A 19411-nucleotide genomic window follows, 5' to 3' on the forward strand; every position below is an offset into this window, starting at 1 on the left:
GTTGGTCAATTGGCTATATTTAAATATTTATTTTCACTGCTTCCTTCCGGAAGCAAGAGCAGGAATTTTTAGATATTTTGCGAACAAGTTTGATAAAGGTAGGTCATCAAAGAGCACATTCCTATTAATAACACGTATTTATTTTTTTATAAATAAAAAACCCCGCCTTTGAGGGCAGGGTTTTTGAAAAAACTGCAGAATAAATTATTCCGGATGGATTGCTTCTACGGGGCAAACATCGGCGCAGGCACCGCAGTCGGTACATACATCGGGGTCTATTTTGTAAATATCGCCTTCAGAAATAGCTTCAACAGGACATTCGTCAACGCATGTTCCGCAAGCTGTGCAATCATCGGTTATTTTGTAAGCCATATCAATTGAATTTTGGGTTAATATTTTTTCCGATGCAAATATATCTATTTCTGACAAATCAGCGCAAAAACTTATTAAATTTTAAGGCGGAGATAAATGATATATGTCTGAAAAGTAAGTGATAAGGTCTTATAAAAGGGACACAAGTATTGAGAATCACTTATTCATGTTACAGTTTTAGAGCATACTTTTCTTTCAGCAAACCCCGTTCACGGCTCCATGCATAAATAAAATCACGGATTTCCCTTACACGTTCCGCAGGCTCTTTTTTTCCGTTTCGAACGCCAATCATTGAATCGGCCGAAAAAATATAATTCAGCACATCAAAATCATAAAACAGTGGTGCATCATGCGGGTCGTTGTAACCCGGATTGAGCCAGTGGATATACAGAAAATAATCGTTCTCCACAAAATACTTCAGTGTTTTCACAATCTCTTTGGCGTACTGAAGTGAGCATAGTACAATTTTGGGCTGGTCTACTGTAATAATCTGCGAAATATCCATGTGCCGCTTCTGTGCCGAACGGTTCACAAGAAATACATCAACGGAATCGCCCTTTTCATTGAGTGTTAACTTACGCAGGTTGCGACCCGTTTTCACTTCTTTTTTTTCGAAAATAGTGTTCCATGTATGCGTTTTACCCGACTGTGTTTTGCCGAGCATACCAACCAGCAGTTTCTCTTTCATTGTGGTGGAATTTGGGTACCCAAATATACGCAGTCAGATGCACTTATGCAAATATTAATCTTCCCCCTCGGCTGAAGGATTTGCCACTTTGCCTATGAACAGGATATTATTCGTGGCATTATCGCGAAGCACAAACATAAAAGGATGATCGGCGCGGAAGGTCACAACATTCATGGGCATGGATTTCTCGCGTATCACTACAGCTGTTGCAGCCGCAGCTTCCGTTCCTTTTTCGTTCACATCAATAAACGCCTTATGCACCACTTTATCAATCAACAAATCCTTGGTGCCCGTCATACCCGAAAAATCGGCAGCAAGACTAAATGCATCGGTCATACCCATTTTTTTTAACACATCGCTCAGCTCAAATTCTTCAGTCATGCTGAATTTCGGTATAAACACTTTTGCATTTTGCATTTTAAGCGAAGCCGTCCATGCGTAGTAATTTTCAATACTGAATCCTTTTTCAAGGGATGCAATCCCGTCGGCCTGCTTTGGCAGAAAAACAATCATGGAAACACTTTTTCCGGCATACGGAAGCTCAAGCACCTGCACGGCCTCAGTTTCAGCATACCCGAATTTGTGTTCGATAACCATGAAATCCGTATTTACCGGCTTCGCGGCAGATAACATAAAGTCCATTTTCCGTGTGTCCTCTGCCCTGAATGGTTTTTCCCACGCCCCTTTAAAGTATATGGCGTTGACAAGTACCAGACGCGTAAGGTCGGAGAGCGAACCATCAACCAGCAAATCTTTTATTTTCGCGTTGGTTTCATCTTCCACCCATTTATTAATCGCAAGACGGCTTTTATTCAGTTCTGTTTTAAAATCAACATTTTTGAGACCTGCTTTGTACTGTTTTTTAACGAGGTCTGTGTATGACGAAAGAAAAGGGTAATCTTTCTGTACCCACATAGAATTGGCAAGACTCATTTCAAGCGAATCTTTTTTCTCCAATGAATTCAGGTGTTTCAGCAGTTCTTTATAATCGGCATGAAAACGGTGCTGGTCGCTGCTGAAGTGTAACACACGGCTCATCTGGGATTCAGTGGTTCCGCGAGCGCCTGCATACGTCATGGCAAGTGCCGCTGAAATGCTGAACGGACAATAAAAAACATTCGTTCCGCCGGTGCTTACCTGCCGGTAAAGTTCAAGTGCAAAAAGATTGTTGTTTCTGACCAGTATTGAATCGGAATGAACAACAACTGTAGGCTCATCTATTGTGGTTGATTTGTTGTAATTGGCCGTTGGCGCTGTTTTGTGGCTGCACCCCAGTGCCGATGCCGCAATAATTACGATGAGAAATTTATTTATCAAGGTCTTCATAATTTTAGAATTTATGGTGGTATGCTTACAAATTCTGCGCCGCATTAAAATGCGTGTATACTAATTTCGCTTTAGCTTTTCCAATGGCGGTTCCAATATCATCTTCTGTGGCCAGGCGTATATTTTCTACCGAGCGGAAATGCCTCAGCAATGCTTTGGCGGTTTCTTCGCCAATGCCGCTTATTTCTGTAAGTTCTGATTTAATTGTTTCCTTTTCACGCTTTTTGCGATGATGCGTAATACCAAACCGATGCGCTTCATCACGCAATTGTTGTATCAGCCGCAATGTTTCCGATTTTTTATCAAGATATACAGGCACGGAATCGTTAGGAAAATAAATTTCTTCCAGTCTTTTGGCAATGCCTATAATAGCTATTTTTCCTGCCAATCCGAGTTTTTCAAGGCTAAGCATTGCCGAACTGAGTTGCCCTTTTCCGCCGTCAATTACAATGAGTTGCGGAAGTGGTTTTTGCTCTTCAAGCAACCGGCTGTAACGTCGGTGAACAATCTCTTCCATCGAGGCATAATCATTCGCTCCGGTTACGGTTTTGATGTTAAAGTGGCGGTATTCGCTTTTATCGGGTTTGGCATCGCTGAAAACTACCATGGCGGCCACTGCGAAATCGCCTTGTATATTTGAGTTATCAAAACACTCTATCCGTGTAGGAAGCTCCCGCAACCGCAGGTCTTTCATTACTTTTTCAAGAATTCGGTTTGTACGGTGTCCGGGATCAACCAGCTCTTTTTGCTTTTCTTTTTCGAGCCGGTAATATTTCGCATTTCGTTCCGACAGTTCAATCAGCTTTTTTTTGTCGCCAATCTGCGGAACCGTAATTTTTACACCCGGAATTTCAGTTTCAATTTCCAAAGACAAATAAATTTCTGCCGAATTGCTTTCAAACCGTTCGCGCAACTCTGCTACTGCAAGTGCAAGCAGCTGCGCCGGGGCTTCGTCGAGCCTCTTTTTTATTTCTATGGTATGTGCCTGCACAATAGAGCCACCCATTACTTTCAGGTAATTTACATAGGCCGTCTGGTCGCCGTCGAGAATGGTAAACACATCAACATTATGTATCTGAGGATTCACAACCATTGATTTTCCCTGATATTTTTCGAGAATATCGAGTTTCTCTTTCACCAGCTGCGCTTTTTCAAACTCAAAATCTGCAGCATAATCGCCCATGGTTTTTTTCAGTTGCTGCATCACCGAGGCAATATTTCCTTTAATAATATCCCTGATTGCCGCAATATTGGTATCATAATCCTGCTCCGTTTGCAAGCCTTCGCACGGACCTTTGCAGTTTCCTATGTGAAATTCCAGACACACTTTGTGTTTTTTGTTTTCTACATTTTCGGTCGATAAATTATAGTTGCAGTTTCGCAACGGAAACAGCTGAGATACCAGTGATAACAGCGTATTCATCATCCGTACCGAGGCATACGGACCAAAGTATGCAGAGCCGTCGCGCAGCACGGTGCGCGTTGGGAATATTCGCGGAAAGCGCTCTTTTTTTATACAAATCCACGGATAGGTTTTGTCGTCTTTCAGTAAAACGTTGTAACGGGGAAGAAATTTCTTGATCAGATTGTTTTCGAGGAGCAGTGCGTCGTATTCGGTTTCAACAATTATGGTGAGGATGTCGGCTATCTTGCGCACCATCACCGCCACTTTTCCGGTAAGTGTTTCTTCCGGTCTGAAATACGATGCGACTCGCTTTCGAAGACTCTTTGCTTTGCCTACATATATAAGCGTTTCGTTCTCATCTAGAAACTGGTAAACACCGGGTTTGTCCGGCAGGAGCCGAACTATTTTTTCAATAAGATGATTCTTTTTTTTGTCCGTGTCGGCACTCATATCAGCACAATTATTCTTTCGCTTTGGTCACTATAAGGCCCACTTCCATGATGTCTTCGGTAGTCGTGTAAGGCATAATATTCTGTACGGATATTTTATAAACGCCCGGCTCATTGAACCTGCTTTTTGTGAATGCCGGGAAGGTGATATCCCAAAGATCGCCGGCGCCTTCACCTTTAAATGTACCGTCTTTTTCGCGCAGGTATTCGTCAAAATCTTTGGTGCGGATTTCTCCCGAAGGAGATACAATAGTGACATTAAAAAGCAGGTCGGCAAAAGCATAGTAGCTGCTGTGCCTGATGGCAACTTCAACATTATAATCAGGTTTGGTATCATCAATGGTGACATCAAAATTGACCGTATTTTCGCGCATCCATTTATTATCTCCGATTTTCTCGTATTTCTGAAAAACTTTGTTGCTGTTGCAGGATACAAGAACTATTGCGCACAGTGCCATGATAATTGCAGGAACTCTCATGTTAAATGATTTTATTATGAATAATGAAGTAAATTTACGGTTTAATTCCATTCCCGCCATGACGGGCAATATATTATGGCAAAAAAGAAGTTTTATGTTGTATGGAAAGGTGCTAAGGCAGGCGTTTTCGAAACCTGGGATGAATGTCTGAGGCAGGTGAGCGGATTCGATGGGGCTTTATATAAATCATTTGCCGGTAAAGAAGAGGCAGAAAAAGCGTTTGCTGAAAATCCGTGGAAACACATTGGAAGCGTAAGTGCGGAAACAAAAAAATCAGGACGGTCTGACACTCCGGTCGGGAGACCGCAAATGAACAGTATCAGTGTGGATGCGGCATGGAATACGGTGAGTAAAGACATGGAGTATCAGGGTGTGATTACCGCTACCGGAGAAATTATTTTTCATCAGGGACCTTATCGCGACGGCACAAATAATATCGGTGAATTTCTGGGTATCGTTCACGGACTGGCTTATCTTAAACAGCGCGGTTCAAGCCTTCCTATTTATACCGACAGTAAAACAGCGATAAGCTGGATAAGCCGTAAAAAGGCCAAAACGAAACTGGAGCCCACCGATCACAACAAAATTCTTTTCGAACTTCTGGAGCGGGCAGAAAAGTGGCTTCATGAAAACCACTGGGAAAATCCCATTTTAAAATGGCATACCGACGTCTGGGGAGAAATCCCGGCCGATTTTGGACGTAAATAAATCAACACAGCAATACAACCTAACTACTCATTGCATTTATCAATGCACTTGATAATTTGCAATAGTGAGGCATGTTTTAAAGTGTAAAAAGTGTTTTTTCCGGAACGCCGGGATTCAAGCACACCCTTACTTTTTAGGATATTTAAATGATGTGAAGCCGCCGCCTGTTCAATACCCAAATGTTCGTATATCTGGGTTACATTGAGTTTTGCGTCGTTTTCCAGGAGGTTAATAATTGCAATTCTCATGGGGTGTGAAATTGCCCTGAGTTTGCTTGCCGCCTGATCTAATTTCTGAATATCAAGTACAGTACTTGTCATATTTTATTAATTTATTCGTAACGAATGTACGAAAAAAAAATGCAATATGCAAGTATAACTAGATGTATTACCTTAATATTTGATTAGTGTTTGAATATTATTCTCAGTTCCGAGTATTTCCCGACCTTTCAGGAATGTGAGCTCACAGATAAAACTGATGTATATGTTACGAACGTCGAATTTATTAATAAGCTCTACTGCTGCCGACGCGCTTCCTCCGGTTGCCAATAAATCGTCATGCAGGAGAACAACATCGTCTTTGTCAAGTGCATCCTGATGAATATGAAGTGTGTTCAATCCATATTCAAGCGAATATGATTTTGAAAACGTGGGCGCCGGAAGTTTGCCCGGCTTACGGATGGGAATAAAGCCTGCCTTTAATTTATACGCCAGAATGCTTGCCATAATAAAACCGCGTGATTCAATGCCAACCACCTTAGTAATTCCTTTTCCTTCGTATTGTTTGAATAATTCATCGGCAACAAACGAAAAAATGTCCGGATTTTTCAGAGCAGTTGTAATGTCCTTGAACTGTATCCCTTTTTGAGGAAAATCAGGGATGTTTCTGATTGAATTTTCGACGTCCTTTACGGTGATAATGGTTCCCATCGCTGCTATTTTATTTTTGAGTATTGTTTTGATTATTGTTAAGTGAGGCTAATTGACCGCAAGCTGCATTAATATCGCCACCACGGCTGTTCCTGATATTTACAATCATGTTTTTTGATTCAAGAAAGTGCTTAAAAGTACTTAATTTTTTTGTTTCCGTTTTTTTATATTTTTCAGATCCGGTATTGTTATATTCTATAAGGTTCACCTTTACGGGAAAGCTTCGGCAGAATATCGCCAGTTCTTCGGCATCTCCGGGACCATCATTCAGGTCGCGGAACAGAATGTATTCTATGGTAATGCGGTTTCCTGTTTTTTTATGATAATAGGATATTGCTTTCGACAATTCATCGAGAGAATATGTTTTTGCCACAGGCATCATCGATGCGCGTTTCCCCTGAACGGCAGAATGAAGTGAAACGGCAAGCTGCGCCTTTACTCCATCGTCGGCAAGACGCATAATCGCCGGTGCAATTCCAACAGTGGAAATTGTAATACGCTGAGGCGACATGGATAACCCATCGTTCCCGCTAATCATTTCAACTGATTTCACCGTATTCTCATAATTCAGCAAGGGCTCGCCCATGCCCATATATACTATGTTTGAAAGACCGTTACCATTAATGCGCATGGCCTCTTTGTGTGCGAAAAATGCTTGTCCGTATATTTCCCACGATTCCAGATTGCGGCTATATCCCATCATTCCCGTTGCGCAGAATCCACAGCGTAAGGCACAGCCCGCCTGAGTGGAGATGCATGCCGTAACCCTGTTTTCCGAAGGTATCAACACCGTTTCAATTACACGTTCGTCATGAAGTGAAAGTGCGAATTTTTTCGTGCCGTCATGACTTTCACGAACGTCAGAAACTATTAACGGATTCAGGGTGAAGTGTTCCTGCAAAAGAAGCCGGATGGTTTTTGGCAGACTGCTCATCTCATCAAATGACTGAACGCCCTTTTTCCACAACCACTCGTACACCTGTTTTGCCCGGTATGTATCCTGCCCATGCTGCTTGAAAAACGCAAGCAGTTCCTCCAATGGGAACGTTCTTATATCGCTGAGTCCGGACAACAAAAAGGCTGTTTGAAATTAATTTTTGATGGTGAAACGGGAGGCATAATCATCGATTCTTGCCAGATATTCTGTCTTTTTAGCATCATCAATAAACGATGCCAGAATCGAATTTTTTGCCAACAGAATGAGATTGTCTTCGCTGAGGTTCAATGCCTCATATACCACCTGGAAATTCTCATTGATATAACCGCCGAAATAGGCGGGATCGTCGGAGTTAACGGTAACGTGGAGTCCGTTATCCATGAGTTTTTTTAAGGGGTGATCTGCCATGTTTTTCACTCCGGAAAGTTTAAAGTTGGAGAGCGGGCAAACCGTGAGCGGCATTTTGCGCTCGGCAAGTTCCTTAACCAGAGCAGGATCTTCAAGGCAGCGATTGCCGTGGTCAACTCGCGATACCTTGAGCAGGTCAAGTGTGCCACGGATATAATCGGCGGGGCCTTCTTCGCCGGCATGCGCTACGGTCAGAAATCCATAACCAAGCGCTTTGTTGAACACCTTTTCGTATTTGGCAGGCGGATGACCCACTTCCGAAGAATCAAGTCCCACGGCTATAATCTTATCTAAAAAAGGATGGGCTTCTTCAAGAGTAACAAAGGCTTCGTTTTCGTCGAGATGGCGGAGGAAGCACATAATAAGACGGAAGGTGATTCCGAATTTTTTTTCGCCATCGGCCATGGCACGATGAATCCCGTCAATAACTGTTTTGAAAGGAACACCTCGGGCTGTGTGTGTTTGAGGATCGAAAAATATTTCTGTGTGGATGATGTTCTGTTTGTGCGCTCTTTCGAGGTAAGCCATGGTGAGATCATAAAAATCCTGTTCGGTAATAAGCACACCCGCTCCCGCATAATAGATATCAAGAAATTCCTGAAGGTTATTGAATTTATAAGCTTCGCGAATATCTTCAACATTTTTGTACTTCATGGAAATATTATTACGATTGGCCAGTTCAAACATTTGCTCAGGTTCAAAGCTGCCTTCAATATGCAGGTGCAGTTCGGCTTTTGGCAAACCGTTGATAAATTCTTTTGCGCTGATTGATTCTTTCATGTGTTTAAAATTTCTTTTTGCTAATTGATAAACTGTTGTTCTTTTTTGGTAATTCAGTTTTTTGCTGTTCCCTTCACACAATTTTCAAATTTATGTACAGGGGTGCAAATATAAGCCGAACGCATGATACAACAAAATCAGGGCTCCGAATAACCTAAAATCAATTAAAATATTTGCTGCTCATTAAACAACCGAATCGTATCAATACCCTATCTGCGATGAAATATTACCACGTTTCATCAGGCGGGCGATAAAAAAACAGCACAAGAAAGCAAGTATAAATGCGCATTTTTATGCCATTGTTGTCATTATTAGAATATGTAAAAAAAACAATAACTTCATATTGCTCATTATCAGATTTTTAGTTTTTTGGCACAAAAAAATAAAAACAAAACAATTTGTTAAATTACAAATATTGTCGTATATTTGTAACATTAAATGAAGGAAAATTAATATCAACAGCATTAAACAGGGGTATGAAAGCAGATAAACGGGTGGATATGACAAGCAAAAAAACCTATCCTTGACTTCAGTGACAGTATTAAAAAAACAAATACAATAAATCAATGCAGATATCCTGCCCGACAGTCCCGGCAGGATTTTTTTATTGGGTGTAAAAATTTTAGTTCCCCCGGTCTGGGCTGAAAGAAACAATGATTCGCATCAGCGTTTCACTATTTTTATTCTTGCAAAAGGGTTGGATTCGGATTTGCTGCTTGCGAACAATTTCAAATGGCGGATTGTATCAATACCAACATAGAAGCCATTGCCTGCTTTTAACGCGATAGTGCTGTCAGTCGTGTGTATTATCTCAAAAGTTTCAGCTTTTGAAATTTCCAATGCCTGAGCCGCAAGAATATTATCGTCATCACTCAGAACACTTACATATTTGTTGTTGACTCCGCGCAGGGATATTTTTCCGTTTCCAAGATCGATCATGCGAAAGAGCTCCCAGGCGAAGGCGCTGTCGCGATCGGCTATCAGCAAACCGTTAAGCTCCGACAGGCAGCACACATATTTTCCATTGGCTGCGAGAAGGTTAACGGGAGTGCCTTTAACTTCGGCAAACGGGTCTTTTGTGCTGCCGGTATTCCGACCGCAGGAAACCAAAAACGCACAAAAAAGCAGCGTGAAAATACTGAAACAAAAAAACCTCATACCGCGCATGCTATAACATACCGTTAATAAGTGCTTTCACGGGCTCAAGCCCACTCACGGTGCCTTCTTGAATTGCTTTCAGCACGGCACCACCGCCGGTAAAAATATAATATTTCGGACTATCAAGTGCAACAATGTACAGTCCGGGCAGCAATCGTTTCAACTCTTGCATAGTGTCGCCGCCACCATAAAGTTTAACGGCGTCAATGTTTTTATCAATCAGCTCGTCAAGAGCGATGGTGCCTTCATTAAAATGGGGTGTAAATCCCATCACAGCATTCACAAAAACTGTTTTTGCTTCCTGGAAAATCTGTAATACCGAAGGTTCGTGAAAAGATGCGGCGTCAACATCCAGCACATAATTAAGCTTCGTTCCTTTCTTGATTTCACTGACCTTATGGGTTCTGAACTGTCCTTCCAGCTTACCTTCCAGGGTATCTGATTCAATGATATAGGGTAATTCAATCAGTTTGCCCGGATATTGTTTTGAAAATTCCACAAAATCACGGGCATGTTCCATATCTTCGGCTTCAATGCCTTTGATTTCGAAACCATACTTGGCACACAGATACGCATTGTAAATCACTCCGCCGAGCACCAAAAAATCAGAAACTTTAAGCAGGGCATTCAATGAGTCTATCTTGGTATCGAACTTAGAGCCGGCAACCACCGAAACAAAGGGCCGTTCGGGCCTGTATATTCTGTCGAGATTTTCAATTTCACGCTGCATCAGAAATCCGGCGTATGACGGCAGGTATTTGTTGACCTTCACGGTTGATGCATGTGGTTGCCAAGAGCCGAAAGCATCGTTTACGAAGATATCTGCCAAACCGGCCAACTGGTAGGCAAAGCGGTCCGACTCTTCGCCTTTCGCCTCTTCACCGGCAAACCAGCGGGTATTGGGCAAATAAATTCCATCAATAATATTTTCCTTCAGGTCGCGGATTAAATGATTAACGGAGGTTTCAATTCCCACGTATCCTTTTCCCTCGTCCGTATGAAACTCAGGAACGCCAAGTTTGATATGAAGTTTGTTCTGCAGATAATCCACAATAGGCTGTACCGACGATTCTTCGCCAATGGCAATTTCCCCAGTCTTTTTATTCTTCGGCCGGCCAACATGTGTCATCAGAATTATTTTGCCGCCTTTGGCATTGATGTAATATAAGGTTCCTATGGTTGCATCGATACGGTATGGATCATGAATGATGCCTTTTTTTACAACGTTGTGGTCAACGCGCACCAGAACTATTTTCCCTTTGAGGTCTGCATCCTGCAGCAGGGGCAGGTTCAATCCGTTTAATATCTCAGTCATAGCTGTTGAATTTTGAGATTTGATTCATGTCTTTGCGTTTTTTTTCGCGAATGGTGTCGCCGGCCGGATAGCCGAGTGTAATGATAAGTCCAATGGCACGTCCGGCAGGGATATTGAGCAGTGTCTTTATCTTTTTTTCATTGAACCACCCAATCATGCAGGTACCCAGCCCTTCTTCAGCAGCCTGAAGACATAAGTGCTCCGCAGCAATTCCGGTATCTATAAGATAAAAGTCCTTGTTCTTCACACGGCCACCAAACTGAGAAAGCAGCGTTGGGCGCTCCATAACCTGAGCAATGATAACGGGAGCTTCTAGAACAAATTTATTGAATGGCGCAATGGTGCTGAATGTTTCACGAGCCACTTTTTCTCTCAGCCCCGGTTCGTCAACAATAATAAAATTCCACGGCTGAGCATTGCATGCCGATGGCGCCAGCCTGGCAGCCTCAAGACAGCGGTTAATTTTTTCCGCTTCAACAGGAGCTGAAGAATATTTGCGCACACTTTGGCGCTTACGGGCAAGTTCAATAAAGTTCATAGGTTGCAGTAGCCTCAATAAACAATAAAATTATAAAATAAATTAGCATGACAATGCACAGCTATTTCTTTGCGGATGCCGCTTCTATCCATTGTTTCAGCTGGTCGTATTCTTCAGCGGTAAAATGTGATTTAGGAAAAAAATTAAAGCGGTATTTATTAGGATAGATTACTATAAGATCGTCTGTAAAATAATACGATTGAAAGTGTGCCCAGCGGCTGTCGGTAGAGATATTTTTTCCGCGTACGCTCATGCCCTCAGGTGTAAATGTGTATTTAAACGGGGTGTGAAAATCGGGCATTTTGCGAAACATGCGTTTGCCCATGGTAACATACATGTAATAGTAATAAATGATAACAACAATCCCATAAACTATGAGAAACCAGGCAAACCAGTTGGTTTCACTTGCGCGGACATAGGTGTAAATCATAAATCCAACGCCCAGCATGAAAGATAAAATACCCAGCAACATCAGTATCCGGCTTCGGAAGGGATGCATTTTCCTATAATGTACCTGATAACTGTGCTGGAGTTCCTCCGGGGTGTACTGTATTTCTGTTGTGATCTGATCCATGGGTAAAGTATTGCGTTTGCAAAGATAACAAAAAGCCGTAACGGCTTCCTGTTCATGATATAAATGATTTAATTATCTTTGCACACTCGCTTGAGATATTCCATTTTAACCAATAGTATAATTTCTGAAGCTTCTTAAAAAATACCTGTTATTTGCCCTTTTTATTTTTTTGTCCGGCATGGTCGTTTCTCAAAACTTTGAAGAAACGGGACGCTGCTCATTTTATGCCGATAAATTTCAGGGACGCAATACCACCGGTGGCGAAAAATATAATAAATGGGCATACACCGGAGCGCACCGTACCTTGCCATTCGGAACAAAAGTAGAAATCACAAATCTGTCTAATAACAACAAGGTTGTTGTCAGAATAAATGACCGTGGGCCTGCAACAAAAAACCGTATCATTGATGTTTCGCGTGCAGCAGCCGAAGATTTGGGGATTATTCCTATGGGAGTTGTTAAAGTATCAATACGTGTAACTGACCAGTCGGTTCCTGCACCTAAAAAGCATGAAGAGCCGGTTAAACCTTCTGCAGGCAATAAACCCGCACAGTCAAAAGTAAAAACCGTGATATACGACCATGATATGAATGTGTGTTCTCCGACCGGTTATGGCGTGGCTGTCGGATATTTTCAAAGTCTTGAAAACTGTAAAAAGGCGCTGACCACATTTGAACAAAAATACAATGCCCCCGGCTTTATCAATGAATTAATAAGAAAAGACAGTTCCGAGTACATCCTTATTATTGGATGTCTGGAACAAAAAAAGGGCGCTGCTGCGCTGCTTCGAAGGTTAAAAAAAGACCTTCCGGAAGCACATATTGTTTCCTTTTAAAAATTTGGTTGCGGCAGTTTTTGAATTATTCCCAGCATCAAAGACTGAAATTTTCGATATTTTTCTTGTTCTGCCAATGAAATAGTTTTATCATTGCTTTCTAATTAGGAACGCATGAAATACTTATCAATTAATACACTGGCAATAATATTTTTATTATCGCTTGGGTTTGAAGCGCAATCGCAGGTCACGAAAGATTATTCAGTGTTGCTCACCGCCACGATAGATACCGTACAGTCCAAAATTATTTTGCACTGGCCTAAAAGAACAACCGCCACTGCACATACTGTTCACCGCAAAACTAAGAGTGCGGTGACCTGGGGCGCTCCGCTTGCAAACCTTGCCGGTACTGATACTGTATATACAGATTATAATGTTGTTGTAGATTCTCTGTATGAATATCGCGTTACTGAAAACGCTCCGCCCATAAGCGCATCAGGATACATCTGTGTTGGGATGAACATGGCGGCAACAGAACACAGAGGTACGTTGATTTTAGTAGTCGATTCCACTTTTACGGACAGTCTTTCAGCAGAAATTCACACCTTAATGCAGGATATTTCAGGTGATGGATGGGCAATAATCCGTCACGACGTTTCCCGCACCGACAGCGTTACACACATCAAATCTCTTATTCTTGCTGATTATAATGCGGCTCCGGCCGAAGCAAAAGCGGTGCTGCTGTTCGGTCATGTTCCGGTGCCATTTTCGGGCGATTTTAATCCTGATGCACATCCCGATCATAAAGGCGCCTGGCCGGCAGATGCCTACTACGCCGACATGGATGGCACATACACTGATACAAGTATTTTTGATACCGTTGCCAGTCGTGCCGAGAATCGCAATATTCCGGGCGATGGGAAGTTTGATCAAAGCTACATTCCTACGGACGTTGAATTGCAGATTGGGCGCATTGACCTCTGGAATATGCCGTCATTCCCAAAAAGCGAGCAGGAATTGCTCAGGCAATACCTCCATAAAAATCATGCATTCCGAAATAAGTATTTTACGGCAATCCCGCGCGGACTTATTGATGATAATTTCGGCGCCTTCAGCGGCGAAGCATTTGCATTGGGCGGATGGAAAAATTTTGCACCTATGCTTGGTGATACTGCAATTCATGAACTTGATTTTTTTACAACACTTTCACAGCAAAGTTATTTATGGGCATATGGTTGCGGAGGTGGCTGGTATCAAGGTGCAGGTGGCGTTGGTTCTACCACCGATTTTGTAAACGACACTGTAAATTCTGTTTTCACGATATTGTTCGGCAGCTATTTTGGTGACTGGAGCGCACAGGATAATTTTTTGCGCGCGCCCCTGGCATCTACAGGAACAGCCCTTACAAGCTGTTGGTCAGGACGACCGCATTGGCTTTTTCATCATATGGCAATGGGTGAAAACATCGGGTATTCGGCAAAACTGTCCATGAACAATACCGGAACCTATGTTGGCAATTATTCAACGCATTGCATGCATATTGCGCTGATGGGCGATCCTACACTACGAATGCATGTTCTTGCACCCGCCTACGGATTAGGTATTGTGAACGACAGTAACCGTATCAATATAGGTTGGTATGCTTCTCCAGAAAATGTTGACGGTTATTATGTTTTTCGCTCTGCAAGCGAGTTTGGGAAGTATTCTCGCATCAGCCCGACGCTGATTTCCGGAACTTCTTTTACGGACTTTTCGCCTTCAGCGGGCGAGAATTATTACATGGTACGTGCAGTAAAACTTCAGGAAAGCCCATCCGGCAGCTATTACAATATGAGTACCGGCATAACCGGTTATGTTTTTGCCGACCTGAGTGCTGTTTCAGAAAACGCCATGAATTCCGCAGGATTGATAGCCTATCCCAATCCCTGCGGCAATCAAACCACCCTTCAACTGAATTCGGAAATTACCGGCTCCGGGACCATTGAGGTTCATGACCTGTGCGGTCGCTTAATACAACATCAGGAAGTTTCTGTACTGCAAGGACGTTCGAGCATAACGTTAAATCTTTCGGAACTTGACGCCGGGTTGTATAGTATCAGTATAACTACCGTTGCAGGAATCTGGCGCACCAGAGTTGAACATCTGCGGTAGTTCGTTGTACATTAAACATTAACAAGACCGTAATTCAAAGGTTTTTATTATCTTTGCGCTCCCATTATCTGAAAAGACAATACGTTCAACGATGAGAGAAACCAATATCCGTATCACTGTTGAAGAATACAGCAACATTGATGAACTTAAGCCGGATGACAAAGCCCTGATGATGAAAGCCAGGGAGGCATCAAATTCTGCCTATGCACCATACAGCCGTTTTCTGGTAGGCGCGGCTGTTCTGCTCGAAAATGGACTTATCATTACCGGAAACAATCAGGAGAATGCCGCTTACCCTTCGGGCCTTTGCGCCGAGCGCGTAGCCCTGTTTGCTGCCTCTGCCACTCATCCGGGTGTTGCAGTGAAGGCAATTGCGGTTACTGCAAAATCGGAAGATTTTGTAATAAATGCCCCCGTTACACCCTGCGGCTCTTGCCGGCAGGTGATGTCAGAATATGAGATGCTTTCCAAGGCACCCATGCGTATTCTGATGATGGGCGAAACCGGTGAAGTTCATGTTGTGCAGGGCGTTTCCTCAGTATTACCCTTCATGTTCGATTCAAGCCTTTTAAAAAGAAAAACCGGTCAATAATCCGCCTTTAGTTAGAATATTATTATATTAGCACGGATTTTCCGGGTGCGCCATAATTGTGTTGTTCAGGGGCATTTCAGAAGAAATTTCCGGGTACTTTCCCGGAGAAAGGGAAGCGAAGTACTCACCAAAAACGGGACTGTATGAAAGTTAAACTACTTCTGATTAGTTTGTTTATCATTTTCACTGCGATGACAAATGACAAACCTGCTTACCAGTTATACAACGTCAAAGGGAAAAAGGCAAATTTCAGTTCACTGGTAAAGGATGCAGCAAGCTGCCAAGTAGTGCTTTTCGGAGAATTACACAATAATCCTGTGTCACACTGGTTGGAATTACAACTTGCCAAAGAGCTGTTCAAGCTTAAAAAACAAGATCTTATTCTTGGTGCCGAAATGTTTGAATCCGATAATCAAGCCGAGCTCGATAAATACATGAAAGGTGAGATTAACGAAGATTCCATGAGTGCCCATGTTCGGCTCTGGCCCAACTATGAAACCGATTACAGGCCGCTTGTAGAATTTGCACGTAATACCAATCTGAAATTCATTGCTACCAACATTCCTCGCAAATATGCGTCCATGGTGAATAAAGGCGGATTTGAAGCCTTAGATGCCCTTACGGCAGAAGAAAAACTTTTGTTTGCCCCACTTCCGGTTGATTATGACGGAGAACTGGACTGCTATAAGAAAATGCTTGAAATGAATATGGGCGGTCATCAGGTAACACCCAACTTTCCAAAAGCACAGGCGATAAAAGATGCCACCATGGCATATTTCATCAATAAAAACAATGCCGAAAACAAATGCTTCCTGCACTTCAACGGATCGTACCATTCCGATAATTTTGAGGCCATGATGTGGTACCTCAAACGCCTTGACCCATACATGAAAGTGCTTACTATTGCTACCGTGGAGCAATCGCAGCTTGACAAACTTTCTGAAGAATATATTCTATTAGCTGATTATATAATCGTTGTGCCCGACGACATGACCAAAACATACTGACCCTGAATAATGGCCGATAAGCCCAAACAGCAGATACTTGTTCCTTATGATTATACTACCGTTGCGAAAAATGCGCTGCAGTGCGGTATTCGTATGGCCAGGATATTTAATTGCGAAATTTCAATAGTGTATGCTGTGAGCCGTCGTGAAGCAAAAACCTGGACTCAATGGGACCATGCTAAGGCTGAAATTCGCAAAAAACTTATTCCCGTTGCCAATGATGTGATTTCAAAACAAGGCATCAATACGAGTGTTTATGTGTTCAAGGGGCAGATAGATCATGTGATTTCTACATTTTATGAGCGCATAAATGCCATCATGATGGTTGCCGGATTCAACGCTCAAGGCAAAGAAAAGAATGCTTTTTTTTCTTTAAAATCAATTATTAATAAATTCCGTGAGCTGCGCATACCGATTCTTGTGGTGCAGGACATAAGCCATGAAGGCAATATGTTTCAGAATATCATCATGCCGGTTGATTTTAATAAAGAGGCCAAAGAAAAATCTTCGTGGGCAGGTTTTTTCAGTAAGTTGAACCGTTCGCGCATTTACCTTGTCAGCCGCACTTACCGTGACCCATTCTTTGCTGCGCAGATAAAAAATAATCTCACCTCTATAAAAAAACTTTTTGATACTGCTGAAGTTGTCTTTGAAGAAAAGAATGCCGGCACTATACGGGGAAGCATAGACCGCTTTGCGCTTGACTTTGCGCGTGCCAATAATGGCGATATGCTTATTTTAATGGCTACCCCCGAACGCGGCATCGACGATTATTTTATTGGTCCGCCCGAGAAACGCATCATTGCCGCAGCGCGCGATATTCCGGTACTGCTGCTCAATCCAAGAGATGACCTCTACCTGCCCTGTGTGTAAAAAGACACCATAAAAAAAGCCGCAGTAGGCAGCTTTTTTTATTCTATTATCTTATATCTGTTGTCTAAAGTCTATTTCTCGATGCCTTCGGGTTTGGCGAACAGTTTTTTCTGGAAAACGAGCAGAGCAAGCACACCAACAGTGATGGAAGAATCGGCAATGTTGAATACAGGGCTGAAGAATTCAAATTCTTCGCCGCCCCAAAATGGCAGCCAGGCTGGAAAATGGCCGTGCATCATTGGAAAATAAAGCATATCCACCACTTTGCCGTGAAGGAATGTTCCGTATCCACCACCGTGTGGAAATATCTGTGCAACGTCAAATGGAGTGCTCTCACTGAAAATAAGACCGTAGAAAGCACTGTCGATAAGGTTTCCGGCGGCTCCTGCAAGTATCAGAGACATCACAACCACCAGCCATTTGTTCGCGCCTTTTTTGATGAGCGTATACAGGTACCAGCCAATTGCGCCAATGGCAATTGCACGAAATACGGTAAGAAATATTTTGCCGAAGCGACCGGCAAACTCCATCCCGAATGCCATGCCATTGTTCTCGATAAAGTGTATTTGCGACCAGGGTCCAAATATTTCGAACGACTGGCCGATACACATATGCGTCTTGATCCAGAACTTTACAAGCTGGTCTATTAACAATATCAGGAAGGTTACTAAAATCGCCCTTTTCAATGCAGCAGTTTTGAACAATACCTATAATAAATCTTTGCGAACATGCTGCATAAGCTTGGCTTCCATACTCAGGGTGGCGTGAGGCACACTTCTGAGGCGCTCTTTGGAAATCAATTTTCCAGTAACGCGGCAGATGCCGTATGATTTGTTCTCAATACGAATCAGTGCATTCTCAAGCGATTTGATGAATTTTGCCTGACGCAGTGCGAGCTGACTGTTTTCTTCTTTAGAAAGCACTTGCGAACCTTCTTCAAGAGTTTTGAAAGTGGGCGCGGTATCCATAATGTCGGCACTTGCGCTGTTGGAGTATGCTTCGGTCAGCAACTGAAAGTCGTGACGTGCTTCTTCAAGTTTACGCATAATTATCGCCTTGAATTCCAGCAGTTCTTCGTCGGAATATCGTTGTCTCGTTTGTTCTTCTTTTGTTAACTCTTTCGGCGGTACTACCTTGGGCGCCAATGCGGCGGGTGGAAATGAAATTTTCGGCAAATGTTTTTCTACCGGTTTTTTTCCTGACACAACTTTCGGAAGCGCTTTTTTAACAGGCTCAGGCTTGGGTGCTGGTTTTACAACCGGAGTAATTTTAACCGGAGTTTTTGCAACAGCCGGTTTTGCCGGAATCACCTTTTTAACTTCTGTTTTTTTAGCAACCGGTTTCGTCGAACTTTTTTTTGCCGGAGCAACTTTTGCAACAGGTTTTTTAACAACAACTTTCTTCACAATAGTAGTTTTAGCTGGGGCTTTCTTTATAACGGGCTTCTTCGCTACAATCTTTTTAGCCGGCGATTTCTTGGACACAACTTTTTTTACCGCAGCTTTTTTGATTGGAGCTTTTTTAATGGGAGTCTTTTTTATAATCGGCTTTTTAGCGACCACCTTTTTTGCCGGAGCTTTTTTGACAACGGGCTTTTTAGCGACCACTTTTTTAATCGGAGCTTTTTTAGCAACGATTTTTTTTGCAACCACTTTCTTAACGGCAACCTTTTTTATAATGGGCTTCTTTGCAACCACTTTTTTCACCGGAGCCTTTTTAGCAACGATTTTTTTTGCAACCACTTTTTTTACGGGAGCCTTTTTAATTACACTTTTCTTAGGAAGAGCCTTTTTAGCCACAACTTTTTTTGCCGGAGCAGCCTTTTTAACGGGCTTTTTAGCAACAGGTTTTGCCGGGGTGGCTTTCTTAACGGTTTTTGCAACAGGCTTGGCTGCTTTCTTTGCCGGAACTTTGGCTTTTGCTTTATCCTTGCTTTTCATAATGCAG

The 19411-nt window shown here is 42.6% G+C and carries 21 protein-coding genes; 6 read left to right on the plus strand and 15 right to left on the minus strand.

Annotated elements, in window-relative coordinates; all coding sequences use genetic code 11:
* Positions 1-204 precede the first annotated feature (204 nt).
* The 5 genes from WCM76_03555 to WCM76_03575 form a co-directional block, all read right to left on the minus strand.
* On the minus strand, positions 205-372 hold the full coding sequence (locus WCM76_03555) for a 4Fe-4S binding protein (protein MEI6764691.1): 168 nt from the start codon (positions 370-372) through the stop codon (positions 205-207).
* Positions 373-541: 169 nt separating this feature from the next.
* Entirely contained in the window at positions 542-1060 is a 519-nt protein-coding gene (locus WCM76_03560) for a hypothetical protein (protein ID MEI6764692.1), read from the minus strand.
* A 54-nt stretch (positions 1061-1114) separates the two neighbouring features.
* Positions 1115-2386, minus strand: coding sequence for a serpin family protein (locus WCM76_03565; protein ID MEI6764693.1), 1272 nt, complete (start codon positions 2384-2386; stop codon positions 1115-1117).
* A 25-nt stretch (positions 2387-2411) separates the two neighbouring features.
* Positions 2412-4241 carry an excinuclease ABC subunit UvrC gene (uvrC, locus tag WCM76_03570; GenBank protein ID MEI6764694.1) on the minus strand — a complete coding sequence of 610 codons (1830 nt, stop codon included), beginning with the start codon at positions 4239-4241 and terminating at the stop codon, positions 2412-2414.
* A 10-nt stretch (positions 4242-4251) separates the two neighbouring features.
* Positions 4252-4719: a gliding motility lipoprotein GldH gene (locus WCM76_03575; protein MEI6764695.1), complete on the minus strand. Its 468-nt coding sequence runs from the start codon at positions 4717-4719 to the stop codon at positions 4252-4254.
* A 75-nt stretch (positions 4720-4794) separates the two neighbouring features.
* Here WCM76_03575 and WCM76_03580 point away from each other — a divergent pair, with 75 nt between their 5' ends.
* Entirely contained in the window at positions 4795-5427 is a 633-nt protein-coding gene (locus tag WCM76_03580) for a ribonuclease H family protein (protein ID MEI6764696.1), read from the plus strand.
* A 23-nt stretch (positions 5428-5450) separates the two neighbouring features.
* Here WCM76_03580 and WCM76_03585 read toward each other — a convergent pair whose 3' ends face one another.
* From WCM76_03585 to WCM76_03620, 8 genes are all read right to left on the minus strand, one after another.
* A complete protein-coding gene (locus WCM76_03585) occupies positions 5451-5747 on the minus strand; it encodes a metalloregulator ArsR/SmtB family transcription factor (GenBank protein MEI6764697.1) in 297 nt (98 codons plus the stop codon).
* Between the two features lie 72 nt (positions 5748-5819).
* A complete protein-coding gene (locus tag WCM76_03590; GenBank protein ID MEI6764698.1) occupies positions 5820-6356 on the minus strand; it encodes an adenine phosphoribosyltransferase in 537 nt (178 codons plus the stop codon).
* Between the two features lie 10 nt (positions 6357-6366).
* The gene (rlmN, locus tag WCM76_03595; protein ID MEI6764699.1) at positions 6367-7431 is read right to left on the minus strand and encodes a 23S rRNA (adenine(2503)-C(2))-methyltransferase RlmN; all 1065 of its coding nucleotides are present in this window, start codon (positions 7429-7431) and stop codon (positions 6367-6369) included.
* Between the two features lie 15 nt (positions 7432-7446).
* Complete coding sequence (locus WCM76_03600) at positions 7447-8481, minus strand: adenosine deaminase (GenBank protein ID MEI6764700.1); 1035 nt, start codon at positions 8479-8481, stop codon at positions 7447-7449.
* A 663-nt stretch (positions 8482-9144) separates the two neighbouring features.
* Positions 9145-9639, minus strand: coding sequence for a hypothetical protein (locus tag WCM76_03605; GenBank protein ID MEI6764701.1), 495 nt, complete (start codon positions 9637-9639; stop codon positions 9145-9147).
* Between the two features lie 10 nt (positions 9640-9649).
* Positions 9650-10954 (minus strand): phosphoglycerate kinase, encoded by a 1305-nt coding sequence (locus tag WCM76_03610; protein MEI6764702.1) that lies wholly within the window; start codon positions 10952-10954, stop codon positions 9650-9652.
* Complete coding sequence (locus WCM76_03615; protein MEI6764703.1) at positions 10947-11492, minus strand: nitroreductase family protein; 546 nt, start codon at positions 11490-11492, stop codon at positions 10947-10949. Before WCM76_03615 ends, WCM76_03610 begins: the two co-directional genes overlap by 8 nt.
* Positions 11493-11553: 61 nt before the next feature.
* Positions 11554-12066, minus strand: coding sequence for a YcxB family protein (locus WCM76_03620; protein MEI6764704.1), 513 nt, complete (start codon positions 12064-12066; stop codon positions 11554-11556).
* A 178-nt stretch (positions 12067-12244) separates the two neighbouring features.
* On the opposite strand from WCM76_03620, the gene WCM76_03625 reads away from it, so the two are divergent.
* The 5 genes from WCM76_03625 to WCM76_03645 all read left to right on the plus strand — a co-directional run bounded on the left by WCM76_03625 (position 12245) and on the right by WCM76_03645 (position 17464).
* Positions 12245-12901, plus strand: coding sequence for a septal ring lytic transglycosylase RlpA family protein (locus WCM76_03625; GenBank protein MEI6764705.1), 657 nt, complete (start codon positions 12245-12247; stop codon positions 12899-12901).
* A gap of 114 nt (positions 12902-13015) precedes the next feature.
* Positions 13016-14992: a T9SS type A sorting domain-containing protein gene (locus tag WCM76_03630; protein ID MEI6764706.1), complete on the plus strand. Its 1977-nt coding sequence runs from the start codon at positions 13016-13018 to the stop codon at positions 14990-14992.
* Positions 14993-15083: 91 nt separating this feature from the next.
* Entirely contained in the window at positions 15084-15584 is a 501-nt protein-coding gene (gene cdd / locus WCM76_03635) for a cytidine deaminase (protein MEI6764707.1), read from the plus strand.
* A gap of 143 nt (positions 15585-15727) precedes the next feature.
* Positions 15728-16591 carry a ChaN family lipoprotein gene (locus tag WCM76_03640; protein MEI6764708.1) on the plus strand — a complete coding sequence of 288 codons (864 nt, stop codon included), beginning with the start codon at positions 15728-15730 and terminating at the stop codon, positions 16589-16591.
* A gap of 9 nt (positions 16592-16600) precedes the next feature.
* On the plus strand, positions 16601-17464 hold the full coding sequence (locus WCM76_03645) for a universal stress protein (protein MEI6764709.1): 864 nt from the start codon (positions 16601-16603) through the stop codon (positions 17462-17464).
* 71 nt (positions 17465-17535) lie between these two features.
* On the opposite strand, the gene WCM76_03650 is transcribed toward WCM76_03645, so the two are convergent.
* Positions 17536-18150, minus strand: a complete 615-nt coding sequence (locus tag WCM76_03650; protein MEI6764710.1) for a lipoprotein signal peptidase — start codon at positions 18148-18150, stop codon at positions 17536-17538.
* Positions 18151-18171: 21 nt separating this feature from the next.
* Entirely contained in the window at positions 18172-19404 is a 1233-nt protein-coding gene (locus tag WCM76_03655; GenBank protein ID MEI6764711.1) for a histone H1-like repetitive region-containing protein, read from the minus strand.
* Positions 19405-19411: the final 7 nt, after the last annotated feature.

The organism is Bacteroidota bacterium (genome assembly GCA_037133915.1).
Classification (GTDB): domain Bacteria; phylum Bacteroidota; class Bacteroidia; order Bacteroidales; family CAIWKO01; genus JBAXND01.